This is a genomic window from Bianquea renquensis (assembly GCF_014384895.1).
Lineage (GTDB): Bacteria > Bacillota > Clostridia > Lachnospirales > Bianqueaceae > Bianquea > Bianquea renquensis.
This window is the reverse complement of sequence record NZ_JACRSQ010000003.1, coordinates 24,622-36,818: the sequence shown is the minus strand read 5'-3', so window position 1 is coordinate 36,818 and position 12,197 is coordinate 24,622. Positions and strand designations below refer to the sequence as shown.

Here is a 12,197-nt window from a genome sequence, read left to right as displayed (position 1 = left end):
ATTGTGTTTTGCGGCCGCCCTGCTTTATGTGTATTTGACAAGTCTGTTCTATCGTGATACACTGATGAAACAGGTAAAAGCATATGGGTATATCCTTAGCGGAAACCGGTAATGCTTAGAATGGAAGGGAGTGGGTGCAGTGAAGGGACAGGAGAAAGTGCTTATGTATCAGATCCCAGCCCACCAGCCGAGAGGAAAACAGATCCGGGAACTATTGGAGCGGTTGGGTATGCCGTATGAGGATATCTCCACTGCGATGTTGTCCCAGACGGTTGGATATCTGGCTGGACTGGCTGGATTTTCGAGAAACACAGAGAGCTATAGCGGCCCAGAGTTTTCAGACGAATTTCTGCTCATGAGTCAACTATCGCGAGGGAGAATGGATGCGCTTCTGACTGGAATGAAGGAAGCGGGCATGGCGCCGGTCCAGTTGAAGGCGGTTGTGACAGAGCATAACCAGCATTGGAGGCTGGATGCGCTGCTGCGGGAAATAACGAGAGAGCATGAGGTTATGAAAGTCTACGGTAAGTTAGCGAAGCTGATCGACGAAACGGCCGGGGCGCTGACACCGGGTTCCCCCATTGCCCTGCGCGTGGCACTGCAAAAATCACAGGAGGCTATACAGCGGGCCGAGCCGGATCCCCAGGAGCTTAGGCAATGCCTCGCGATGTTGGATTCCGCCACGCGCGGCGCGTAAAAAACGATAGCAGTTCCCTTTGGAACGCTATCGTTTTTTCTTGCGCACGATTGTGTAAAACAGCCAGACACTAAGCAAAGCCGCTGCCAGAAAGCCAAAAAAGGCGATGGCGGGGATCTCCAATATCGTTGGGCGCATTTCGGTCAGACAGAGGAGGCTCGACCCAACGAACAGCGCCGCTATGATAATACATAGGATAATTTTGTTGACCATGTGGTCGATCTGGTGCAGAGGCTGTTCAGAGCCGGTCAAGTCCAAGTTCACCTTCGTCTGCCCTTTGATGGTCATCTTGAGAATATCGGAAAGCTGCGATGGGAGATCCAGCGCTTTCCGGCTCGATTTTAGCAGGGCGCGCCCGCTCTCTTTCAGCTCGTGCCTCCAATCCACATCATGAAGGACATGGGATGAGAGATGATTTTTTACAATCTCCACAAGATTACTGGAAGGACTGACCATGCTGATGGTACCTTCAATGGTCATGATTCCGCGGCTCAGCATGGAAATGCCCTTTGGCATAGAAATCTGGTGCTCATTGGCTATGGCAAGGAGGTCATCGAGAATCCGGGCCATATCCATATCGCCCACAGCCATGGTGCCATATTTAAGCAGCAGATCGTCCAGATCCGTATAGAGTTTGGCATGATCAATTTTTTCGCTGTGAATTCCCAGAGACAGCACCACATCCTTCAGTCCATCCACGTCGGAGGTGGCCAGGGCATATACAGCTTTGCGCAGGAGCTCTTGGTCCCGTGTGCTGAGACGGCCCATCATTCCCATGTCGATCCAGATAATTTGGCCGTCGCGGACGCGGATATTGCCCGGGTGTGGGTCCGCGTGGAAAAATCCGTCGTCGATGATTTGCTTGACATAATTTTCAGCCAGTTTGCTCCCGATTTCCCCGAGATCATATCCGTTATCCGCCAATTCCGCGAGATGATCCAAGGGGATTCCCTCGATATATTCCATCACTAGCACCCGGGAGGTGGTGTATTGGTGGTGAATCATCGGAGAGCCAATGTACGCGATAGCTTGATTGAGAGATGAAAATTCATCGGCGTGGTGGGCTTCCATAAGAAAATCCATTTCTTCCTGGGCCACGAACCAAACTTCATCCAGAATCGCGTCAAAATCTAGAACTTCGCCGATTCCGCCTGCTAGACGCAAAAGGCCTGATGCGTGGTGCAGCAGCGCAATATCGCGGGCCATGGTATCATGGATATCTGGGCGCTGGACCTTGACAACGACGCGGCTGGAATTTTTAAGCACCGCTGCGTGAACTTGCGCGATGGAAGCGGAGCCCAGAGGCGTCGGATCAATCTCAGCAAATATGCTGGCCACGGGTTTTCCGTACTCTGCTTCGATCACGGACTTCACCGTGGAAAAGGACATGGCTGCCACTTCTGTGCGCAGCTTTGTCAGCTCATCACAGTACTCAGGTGGCAGCATGTCCTGGCGCATGGACATGACTTGTCCGATCTTGACGAAGGTGGGGCCAAGGTCCTCAATGGTCTTGCGCAGCTTTTCGGGCGTTAGCCCCCGTATCACATCATGTCGAATGAGAATCGCCAAAATTTCTCGAAGCCGCTTGCGGCTTTCAGAGTCCAGGCTAGTTCGATTCGGCTTCATCCGATGTCTCGTCCGCCTTCGCCTGTGACAAAGCGTCCAATTTTGCCTTGATGGCGGCAATATCTTCCGGACTCATGGTGTCAAGGCTTTTGAGAATGGAATCTGTGCTGGGTTCCGCTTCACCGACAGCGCTGCGCACTTTTTCTTTCACCGTATGCTTCAGTTCCTCATTCAGAACTTTTCCCTGTTCTACGGTGAGCTCGCCTTTTTTCACCAGATCCTCGATCATTTCCTTCGCCTTCTCCGCTGTCACGGCGACAGCGCCAAGACCTGCTAACAGAATCCGTTTTAATTCATCTTCTAAATTTGCCATGATAGAAACCTCCTTTGTTGGGGTTTGATAGTGTCATCTATAGTATACCACGATGGCGATAAATAGCAAGAAAACACGGAAAAATTTAAGAAAGTTCATGACAGCCATAGATTCATGCCAATTATGAAGATAAAGTTTATAAAGAAATCATTGCAATATTCAGAGAAGTGATGTATACTATATATACTTTCATGCGCGAATGGCTCAGAGGTAGAGCATCGCCTTGCCAAGGCGAGGGCCGCGGGTTCGAATCCCGTTTCGCGCTTGCTGATGTAGCGGGTTCCCGGGATGGGGACCTTTTTATTTATCAATCCTTTTTCAGGGACAGTTCCCGGATTCTTCTGGGGGATGGATGCCCACATAAAAACTGAAAGGAGTCTTGTGAAGCGGTTATTGACAGACTGGGTGTCCAGCCGGTTACTGACCACCCTTGTCCACCGGATTTTGAAGATATCCGCTGTGATCTCCGCTGTGTCGCGGGCCTCCATCTCGGCTTTAATTTCATCTTCTAGAGCCTTACTCTCCGCTTCCAATTCCTCTGCCATTCTCTTCAATTCCTTTAGCTCTCTTGCCTTACTAGCCATATCGGTTATGCTCATCTTTGGGTGCCTCCCTTGCTTTGATGAGATTAGTATACTATATCGTACCCGATATATGCGTATTTTGTATATTGACCCCGATATACAAATGTGATATAATATTCCATGGTGGAAAAGATACATCATTAATAAAATGGAATGGGGTGTTGAATATACCAGCATCGAAAGCACAGCAAAAAGCCGTAAGCAAATATATGAAAGAAAATTATGATGAAGTAAAGCTGAGGATGGAAAAAGGTAAAAAGGACAAGATTAAATCTCATGCAGACGCTGCTGGCGAAAGCATGAATGGCTTCATCAACCGCGCTATAGATGAGACTATGGAACGCGATAATAAGGAATAAGAGGTGAACCCCATTGCCATTACACGAATCCAAAAAAGCAACCTTAGCCGACTGGGAAGCCCTGGGCGAAGACGTCCGGGCAGAACTGATCGATGGTGAGATTTATAACATGGCCGGACCCAGCGCCGCACATCAGCGGATATTAAGTTTCTTGCACATCGAGATAGGTACTTATCTTAGGGGAAAGACCTGCGAAGTATTTACTGCTCCCTTCGATGTTTACCTCCAGCACGAAGACGAGGACACGCCTAACATCGTCCAACCTGACCTTATGGTCATCTGTGATCGTGATAAGATCACAAAGAAGGGTTGTATAGGCGCTCCCACATGGATTATAGAGATCGTGAGCCCTAGCACATCAAGACGGGACTACTTGACAAAGCTAAACCTTTACGCGGAATACGGCGTCAAAGAATACTGGATTGTGAACCCGGACAGGGAAGCGGTAACGGTCTATCAACTGGATAATGATCTGCTACCGGCAGCCTACACCTTCCGCGACACAATCAAAGTTTACACCTTAGCGGACCTCAGCATTGACTTCACCCAGCTAGACCTTGAATAGAGCCCCAAAATGGGGTTCTTTTTTTGGGGGGTATAAATTACCCGCTTCCGTATTCAAATGTCAGAAGTGCCGCTACAACCCCGATCCTGAACCGAGAACGGCGGGCAGAACTGGCACTGCGGTTGAAATCAGTAGTGGAGAGGAAAGCGAAAGAACGGCAAATTGATTCTGGAAAGATGTATGGAGAAAAGCACCCTAAAGAGGATATGCAGAAATCTTCACAACCTCTTAAGGTCCGCGACGTCGCTATTGCCCATGATACGCTTAAACGTGCGGAGGTGCCCTCAAATTTGAGGCCAGTGGCTTTAGCCCATCGGATAGGACGAGGTGAGCCAGAGTCATTTCATCATTTACCATCGATACCCCTCTTCCCGATTTGAAATCGAGAAATTGGCTCATCTGGTCGCAGGTTATGTGCCGCCCTGTGTTTAGTTGACAAACGTTTTATATTCATTAACTTTTTATGATGCTATATTAGCATAATTACTAGTATGTCAGTAGCTAGACCTTGAATAGAGCCCCCAAATGGGGTTCTTTTTTCATCACATCCAGCAATGATTTCCATTATAAAAATTGTAAAGCTCTTGCATTACTCACATCTTTGTGATAATTTTAAGCCATATTGTGTGGATTGGAGTGAATAATGTGAATATCAATGAATCCCTTGGCATCCTCTATGATACCTTATTTTATAATGTGGTATATTTTAATCGCAGGGCTGTAGAAACAATGCTGAGTTCGCTTACACACAAGAAGCCAGATGCATATTTGTATAACTACGACTCTTTCCGGATCAAAAAAATCTTCCAAATCCTCCCGATTCTCTCTATCCTTTTTTTCACTACAGTGAACACTATTATTGTGTTCTCACAAAATTGGTTTTGGAAAAAACAGAATTCTTTGGGGATTCAATCTCCGATTTTTTCCAAAAGCTTGAGGACAAGCGTTTTTTTAGACAGTACGTCGTTACTCACTATCTCCGTACATTTGAGGATGTCAATATGCAAAAGGTCCTTTTGGCAGAAGGCGAAAGCATTGCGAAGGCGTTATAAAGCTGACATCATCCATACCTTCACCTCCGCAGATACTTCAAGTCAAGTGAAACGGGCTTGCATGATCGATAATGAAGTTAATCTTGAGAGTCAAACCTATTCTGTATGCTATCTGAATCAGTATCTTATTATGAGGAGATCGACGAAAGGGAAAAAACCCTTTTCCTTCGTTTTAGGCTGTGACTATTCAGATGTTTTATTCCGAGCCATTAATTACCAATACATAACCATATATTCCGTGATCAAGTCTTATGGCAATGATACCAAGATTGAAATAATACGCGAGCTGAGTAAGAGGGAGATGACGATTTCACAGCTATCAAGAAAGTTGCATTTATCTCGCTCCTCCATCGGTCGATATGTGGAGGATCTGGTTGAGGAAGTGGCCGTTGTCAGAGTCAAAAGGGTAGGCGCAGATATTTATTTGCGCTTGAACCCGGAGTATTTTATTCAATCCAAATCTGCTTTTATAAACTATGTCGATAATATTTTACTTGAACTTCGGACTAATGTATGAGAATCTCTATGCCGAGGAGTGAAGATACCTATATGGAAAAAACCAACTGTCCATACCTTAGATGTCGGCTTGTTATCCTCTGATATTCTCGTGGCGGCACGTTCATCTTGTGGCACAGGCTTTTCAAGATAAATCATCCCGCTACGGTCTGAGAGTATGTTGAGCAGACTTTGACCGTTCCATAAAAACGATGCCCCCTGGTATTCCAGAGGGCTTGTTTTTATGGGGCGCCCAATGGGAGGCCATGGTTTATCCCACCGCGGCTTGCTGTGCGCTAGTGGCTCATCAGAACTCTGAATGATTCGCGGTTAGACACTTCGTGGCCTGAATGTTCAACTCCATAGGAGGGAAAGATCACGGCAGTATCCGGTGCACCATAAAATACGGTATAAATATTAGCTCATATTCATTGTTGACTTTTAGGCTATACCCATATCGTGCCCGATAGATCCGCACTGCCTGATCAAGGAAATCCATCGACACTCCGAAAAACTCCGCGCATTCGTAGCGATTTCGCACGCCGGATTTAAAGGCACCAATGAAATCCTCTGGATGAATCAATCTCTCCACAGCCCAACGGAGGGCTTGTTCCTCCTGACGGCACGATTCGATACTGTTACGGTCCTGTATAATATCTCCAGAGCTGGTCTTATGATGGCCCAGCTCTTCCGCTGCGACGACTGCTTTTTCGCTGTAGGTCAGTCTTGCATCAATTAAAATTGCCTGACGCCTATTTTTGTTACTATAATATCCCTGCATTCCATCCAGATGAACGGTATCGGAATAAAGTACCCCTCCATCCGTGATCTCCGTGGCGATTTCTTCATGCTTGTACATTCGATCACGTCCTTTATCTAGTGTTCGTTTTTTTGTCTTAATTTTTCTGCTAGAGCTTCTGCTGCGTCGACCTGCTCTTGCGTTGGCTGCGACTGTCCAGTGTTTATATGGGCGGCTTTTGTTTCCACATCGGGAGTGGGGATAGCACGAAATCCGCGAGGAACTGTTGGCTCTGGCTTAACATCGCGGAGAACAATCGGCTCGTTCTTAGTGCAACGATCGTATTCGCTATTCAGTATAAGATCAACATTTTTTTGACCGTGCTCGTCCAGAGCGCGGTATTTTTTTATATGGGTTTGTTCAGAAAGAGAGAAGTGGAATCCCCTTATTGGACTCATTTCATCTTGATACAGATAATTTGCATCACAGTGTAGCGCAGAAAATAATCTATACATCAATTCAATTTTTGGTGTACTCACTTCATTTTCATAATTTGCTATGGCACCTTTTGTGACGCCGATTTTCATTGCCAATTCCTCTTGTGTCAACCCAATAGTATTTCGCGCTTCTTTGATTCGACTGCCTATGCTCATGTTCACACCACCTTGTAACAAGATTTTATCAGTATATTCTTGAGAAGTCAATAGAAAAGTACAAAATTCTTGAGAAATTATATTGACAGTACAAGAAAATTGTGATAACATTGAAAAGTACAAGAAACTTATACAAAGTGAAAAGCCTGCATGACCAGGCTGTTGCACGGTTAGTCCTTGACGGAGGGAGGTGGCAAAATGTCGGGGGATAAAAATTGCATTGCGGAAAACATCCGAGCGATCATCACCAAAACGGGAGTCAAGCAAAAAACCATAACGGAGAGGTCAGGGTTCAGCGAAAATGATTTTAGTAATTTACTTAATGGAAGAAAGCTAATTCGATCTGAATATATAGTCCCAATTGCAAATGCACTCGGTGTAACTCCCAACGATCTGTTTGCAGTGGGCGATAATGAGAAGAGCAGGCAAGGCAGCGGCCAAAGGGTTTAATAAAGAACCATGTGAAAATAAAAAATAGTGTCAAAGGAGGATGCGCAATGAAAAGATTTAGCGATTACAACGAGACAAAGACCTACAAAGAAAAAGAAAGACTTCCCAGAGGTGGGTACATCGTGAAAATTTTGAATGTGGAAGAGATCACAAATAGCTATGGAGAAGCTTTGGTATTTAGTTTTGATATTGCAGAGGGCGAATATAAAGATTTTTACAGACAGGATTATGAGAATCAAATCCAGGAAAGCAGAAAATGGAGGGGGACTTACTATCTATTCGAGCCCCGCGATGATGGATCGGAACAAGACGCATGGACGAAGCGTAAGTTCAAGGCCGTCATGGAGGCATTTGAAGCGTCCAACCCCGGCTACCACTTTGACTGGGATGAAAAAAAGCTAGTTGGGAAATTCATCGGAGGTCTCTTTATCAATAAAGAATGGGCGAACGACAATGGAAAAGGATGGATTACCTCCTGCCATAGATTAATTGACGTGATGTCAATTCGCGACAAGAAATACACAATGCCAGCCGACAAGCCACTTGGAAGAGAGGCAAATGCGAAATGGTGAGCAGACAGACGCCATATCAAGCTGCCGTTGAGTATATCAATATGGGTCTTGCCGTATTTCCCGTCGTATACAAAGGAAAGACGCCTCTGACGAAAAATGGCTGCAAAGATGCAACGACGGATGCCGCCGTGGTAAAAGGCTGGTGGCAGAAATGGCCCAACGCCAATATTGGAATCGCCACAGGGGCCAAAAGCAATGGACTCTTGGTCATTGATCTTGATGTGGATGACAACAGGGGGATTGACGGCTATCAAACTTTGCGTGATTGGGAGAAGAAGCATGGCCATCTACCGGAAACGATCCAGTCTATCACAGGGGGAGGAGGGTACCATCTTTTATATCGCGGCGCCCAACGAGTCGGAAACCGTGCCAAAGTACTGGAGGGAATCGATGTGCGGGGAGAGGGGGGGTATATCATTGCGCCACCGTCTATCCATCCCAATGGCATGTCCTACGAATGGGAACAAAGCCCAGATGAGTACGCCATTGCGCCGGCCAATGAGCTGGTCTATCAGCTGATTGAGTATGGGCGGTATCCCACAAACGGGTTTGCTGTGCCAGAAAAAGTGCTGACCGGCGAGCGGAATCAGAGTATGTTTCGGTTTGCGTGCAGTCTCCAGTCAAAAGGGTTTAGCGATGAAGCAATCATAGCCGCTATACAGATTGAAAACGAGAAGCGCTGTGATCCGCCACTCTCGGAAAAGGAACTTGAAAAAACCATTCAAAGCGCCTTGAAATACGAGAAAGGTACAAAAATAGTAAATTCTAAAAGATGGGAATCCCCAAAGCCTTGTATGGAACAAACGGTCAATCTCCGCTATGACGAAAACGGAAAGGTTCAGCAGACAATTGAAAATATATGTGAGGTTTTGCGAAACGATCCTGCATTAAAGAACCATCTCCGGTACAATACATTGTCGTACAGCCCATTTATATTTGGTGCGGTCCCCTGGAGTCCGAATACTCAGTTTCGAGAATGGAACAACGCGGATGACAGCAATCTCAAGTGTTATGTGGAGGGAAAGTATGGTCTTAAAAATATGGAGAAGATTATGGAGGCATTTACGGTTGTCGTAAATGAACATCCTTTTAATCCCGTGGCGGATTACTTGGAAAGCCTCATATGGGACCAGAAGCCTCATATAGAGAACTTATTGCCAGATTTTTTAGGTGTGGCAAAAAGCCGGTACTCTGTCGAAAGCATGAAACTCTTTATGTTGGGGGCGATCAATCGTGCCTATCATCCTGGCTGCAAGTTTGATTATATGCTGGTTTTGGTGGGCGAGCAGGGCGCTGGAAAATCGACATTTTTCAAGCTCCTTGCAGGCAGGGATGAGTGGTATAATGACAATTTCAACACAATCGATGGCGATAAGGCGGCGGAAAAATTGCGGGGAATGTGGATTGTAGAATTGGCAGAATTGTTGGCAGTCAAAAAGGCGCAGCAGGTCGAGTCGATCAAAGCATTTATCACTTCCACAGTGGACACTTACCGCCCTCCGTATGGCCGCAGAACAGAGCAACGGCCGCGTGTCTGCGTCTTCGCTGGGACAACAAATAGCAGCCACTTCTTGACAGATCGGACAGGCAATCGCCGGTATTTACCACTCTTGGTAAACAAGCGAGCCGCCAAACGGTCTATGTTTGAACAACCCGATAAGGTGGCAGAGGAATTTCGGCAGGCCTGGGCAGAGGCTTTTCACATCTATCGCACAGAGAATCCCGCCTTGGTGTTGCCCTGTGATCTCCAAGAAGAAGTCAAGGAGGTACAAAACAGCTTTGTCGAGGAAGATGTGCGTGTGGGGATCATTCAGGAATGGTTAGACAATACAACGGAACGCTATGTCTGCATTGCCATGGTATACAAAGAGGCGCTAAACAATGAGTTTACAAAGCCAGATCGGAGAACATCCAATGAACTTCATGACATTATGCAGCATTCAATCAGAGGGTGGCGGCGGATGCCCGGCAAAAAGAAATTCCGAACGTATGGAGCTCAGATTAGCTATGAGCGATGCCCAAATACATTCTGGGAATGCTACAATGAAACTCTTTTTTAATATACGGAGGAACTGCTAGGAACCTTCTCAAGCTCAGCTATATACTGCATTTTTTCTAAGATTCCTAGGGTTCCCCAATATTTAGAAACAACTAGAAAAAGGTGTGCAGGCGTATGGACGTTTATAAAAAAGGCAACCCTGGGAACCTTCCGAAGGTTAAGTTTATGGAAACCGTTATTTATACAGGCTCCAACGGGTATATAAAGGTTCTGCCATGTATCAACTGTTCAGAATAGAAGTCAATTCCAAATGATAAGATTTGGATGGCGGAAGGAGGAATACCAATTGACAAAACAGAATGAGCTGTTAATATCACTGGGCTGGGAATTAGCCACCACCGTTAAAGGATTGGAGGCTGCTGAGGAGAAAGCCAGTCAAGGTGTCCTTGATCAAGTCCGAGATGTTCAGCATCACAGAATCAGTCTAGCTGAGAAATTTGATGAAGTGTTAGTCAGTTCTATACTTGCCAGCGGGATCAAGGGGGAAGCGGACAAGATACGAGCGATCGTTGAACAGATCCATGATCTTTTAGACGATGAGATATTGCAGACAGGGGATCTGGCCGCCAAGGTGGTGTATCTGCGGGACGTGCGGGGGCTCGCTTTGGGAGAGATCGCAGAGATGTTGGGGTATCAGTACGGCTACATCAAAAAAATATCTTGCCGAAACCCTCCAAAGAGGTAACTTTTTGGGTACTGACAGCACAGAGGTCACGTGATAAAATGATAGTATCAAAAAGTGGGTGATCAAAAGAATATCCCCCATTTTCTGTGGTACATCCTGTATTTCGCAGTATAGGAGGCGGAGCGTTGGAAAATCGACAAAATGGAGATATCCGTAAGTACTTACAAAAGCAGGGATACACGTTGGTATCCCCTGCATTTTATCAGCAGATTGAGCTATGGCTGAAATGGTATCAGGGTAAGGGAAAAGAATTTCATAGCGGCAAACAGGACAATGGCGAGGAAAAAGGTAGCCGTCAGCGCGATGGCGTAAACATGGCCAAAAAAGTTGCAGAGGATTGGGCGAATCTGGAACTAAATGAAAAGGTGGAAATCACAGTCAGCGACCCAGCGTTAGACAGACAGGTGCAAGCCATATTGGATCGAAACAATTTTCCAGTGCGGGCAAATCAACTCGTAGAGCTAACAAATGCCCTGGGAACTGGCGCGATTGTGGAATACTTAGCGGATGGAGACGTTGCCTTAGATTATGTCCGCGCAAATAGGATCTATCCGCTGTCTTGGGATAATGGGGAGATCACAGAATGTGCCTTTGTATCGGACAAAATCATGGACGGAGAGCGCTGCGTGTATGTAAACCTTCACGTGGTGGAGAACGGTCAATATACTGTCAAAAATAAACTGTTTTCCAGAGAAGGATTTAAGGAGATGGAGCTCCCCAAAGGAATCGAACCGGAGTGGAAGACGGGATCCACATTGCCCATGTTTCAAATTGTCACGCCTAGCTCCATCAACTGTATCGATTTGGACAACCCCATGGGTATATCTGTCTATGCAAATGCAATCGAGATTCTTAAGGGTCTGGACCTGGCCGATGATAGCTTCGAGGACAAGGATACGGAGTTAAAGGCAAGGCTGAATCGACTGTCCGTCAAGTGTGGGCTGGGGAATACTTGGTATGACTTTGAGGGGGGCTGCATAAAAACCGCGACAGGAGCGATATCAGAACAATCCGATCTATATCGGAATCTGAGAAAGAATGAGGTCGTGCTGAAGAGGGCGCTCAGAACTATGGTGCAAGCAATTCTGCATCTAATCGGTGCGGATCCCTTTGAAGCGGGTATTAAGATTACCTTTGATGAAAGCAGGATCAAAGACCAGCAATCAGAACTATCACAAAAACTCCAGCTGGTGGCGGCTGGCATTATGCAGAAGTGGGAATTGCGCAAATGGTATTTTGGCGAAGATGAGTCAACGGCTAAAGCAGGTATTTCAGCGGCATCACAGATGTAAAACTGTTGAGACTGAAAAATCGCCTAGTTCGGTATGGCAAGGTGATTTTTTATTGC

The 12,197-nt window shown here is 46.3% G+C and carries 13 protein-coding genes and 1 tRNA gene; 10 read left to right on the top strand and 4 right to left on the bottom strand.

Features of this window, described 5'->3' with window-relative positions:
- Positions 1 to 163 precede the first annotated feature (163 nt).
- Positions 164 to 697: a DUF3783 domain-containing protein gene (locus H8730_RS03060; RefSeq protein ID WP_177716221.1), complete on the top strand. Its 534-nt coding sequence runs from the start codon at positions 164 to 166 to the stop codon at positions 695 to 697.
- A gap of 27 nt (positions 698 to 724) precedes the next feature.
- Here H8730_RS03060 and H8730_RS03055 read toward each other — a convergent pair whose 3' ends face one another.
- The gene (locus H8730_RS03055) at positions 725 to 2,323 is read right to left on the bottom strand and encodes an ABC1 kinase family protein (protein WP_177716219.1); all 1,599 of its coding nucleotides are present in this window, start codon (positions 2,321 to 2,323) and stop codon (positions 725 to 727) included.
- Positions 2,304 to 2,636, bottom strand: a complete 333-nt coding sequence (locus H8730_RS03050) for a phasin family protein (RefSeq protein WP_177716217.1) — start codon at positions 2,634 to 2,636, stop codon at positions 2,304 to 2,306. Before H8730_RS03050 ends, H8730_RS03055 begins: the two co-directional genes overlap by 20 nt.
- A gap of 193 nt (positions 2,637 to 2,829) precedes the next feature.
- On the opposite strand from H8730_RS03050, the gene H8730_RS03045 reads away from it, so the two are divergent.
- The 4 genes from H8730_RS03045 to H8730_RS03030 all read left to right on the top strand — a co-directional run bounded on the left by H8730_RS03045 (position 2,830) and on the right by H8730_RS03030 (position 5,713).
- Positions 2,830 to 2,901: transfer RNA gene (locus H8730_RS03045), tRNA-Gly, on the top strand.
- Positions 2,902 to 3,381: 480 nt separating this feature from the next.
- Positions 3,382 to 3,579, top strand: a complete 198-nt coding sequence (locus H8730_RS03040; RefSeq protein ID WP_177716215.1) for a RepB family protein — start codon at positions 3,382 to 3,384, stop codon at positions 3,577 to 3,579.
- Positions 3,580 to 3,592: 13 nt separating this feature from the next.
- The gene (locus tag H8730_RS03035; protein WP_249289360.1) at positions 3,593 to 4,144 is read left to right on the top strand and encodes a Uma2 family endonuclease; all 552 of its coding nucleotides are present in this window, start codon (positions 3,593 to 3,595) and stop codon (positions 4,142 to 4,144) included.
- 1,035 nt (positions 4,145 to 5,179) lie between these two features.
- Complete coding sequence (locus H8730_RS03030; protein WP_177714353.1) at positions 5,180 to 5,713, top strand: winged helix-turn-helix domain-containing protein; 534 nt, start codon at positions 5,180 to 5,182, stop codon at positions 5,711 to 5,713.
- A 354-nt stretch (positions 5,714 to 6,067) separates the two neighbouring features.
- Here H8730_RS03030 and H8730_RS03025 read toward each other — a convergent pair whose 3' ends face one another.
- Together H8730_RS03025 and H8730_RS03020 are read right to left on the bottom strand one after the other, a co-directional pair.
- Entirely contained in the window at positions 6,068 to 6,550 is a 483-nt protein-coding gene (locus H8730_RS03025) for an ImmA/IrrE family metallo-endopeptidase (RefSeq protein WP_177714354.1), read from the bottom strand.
- 17 nt (positions 6,551 to 6,567) lie between these two features.
- Positions 6,568 to 7,083 (bottom strand): helix-turn-helix domain-containing protein, encoded by a 516-nt coding sequence (locus H8730_RS03020; protein WP_177714355.1) that lies wholly within the window; start codon positions 7,081 to 7,083, stop codon positions 6,568 to 6,570.
- A 198-nt stretch (positions 7,084 to 7,281) separates the two neighbouring features.
- On the opposite strand from H8730_RS03020, the gene H8730_RS03015 reads away from it, so the two are divergent.
- The 5 genes from H8730_RS03015 (at position 7,282) to H8730_RS02995 (ending at position 12,141) form a co-directional block, all read left to right on the top strand.
- The gene (locus H8730_RS03015; protein WP_177714356.1) at positions 7,282 to 7,533 is read left to right on the top strand and encodes a helix-turn-helix domain-containing protein; all 252 of its coding nucleotides are present in this window, start codon (positions 7,282 to 7,284) and stop codon (positions 7,531 to 7,533) included.
- A gap of 47 nt (positions 7,534 to 7,580) precedes the next feature.
- The gene (locus H8730_RS03010; protein WP_177714357.1) at positions 7,581 to 8,105 is read left to right on the top strand and encodes a hypothetical protein; all 525 of its coding nucleotides are present in this window, start codon (positions 7,581 to 7,583) and stop codon (positions 8,103 to 8,105) included.
- Positions 8,099 to 10,165 carry a VapE domain-containing protein gene (locus H8730_RS03005; protein ID WP_177714358.1) on the top strand — a complete coding sequence of 689 codons (2,067 nt, stop codon included), beginning with the start codon at positions 8,099 to 8,101 and terminating at the stop codon, positions 10,163 to 10,165. The genes H8730_RS03010 and H8730_RS03005 overlap by 7 nt, the downstream gene beginning before the upstream one ends.
- 285 nt (positions 10,166 to 10,450) lie before the next feature.
- A complete protein-coding gene (locus H8730_RS03000; protein WP_177714359.1) occupies positions 10,451 to 10,849 on the top strand; it encodes a hypothetical protein in 399 nt (132 codons plus the stop codon).
- A 125-nt stretch (positions 10,850 to 10,974) separates the two neighbouring features.
- Positions 10,975 to 12,141: a phage portal protein gene (locus H8730_RS02995; RefSeq protein WP_177714360.1), complete on the top strand. Its 1,167-nt coding sequence runs from the start codon at positions 10,975 to 10,977 to the stop codon at positions 12,139 to 12,141.
- Positions 12,142 to 12,197: the final 56 nt, after the last annotated feature.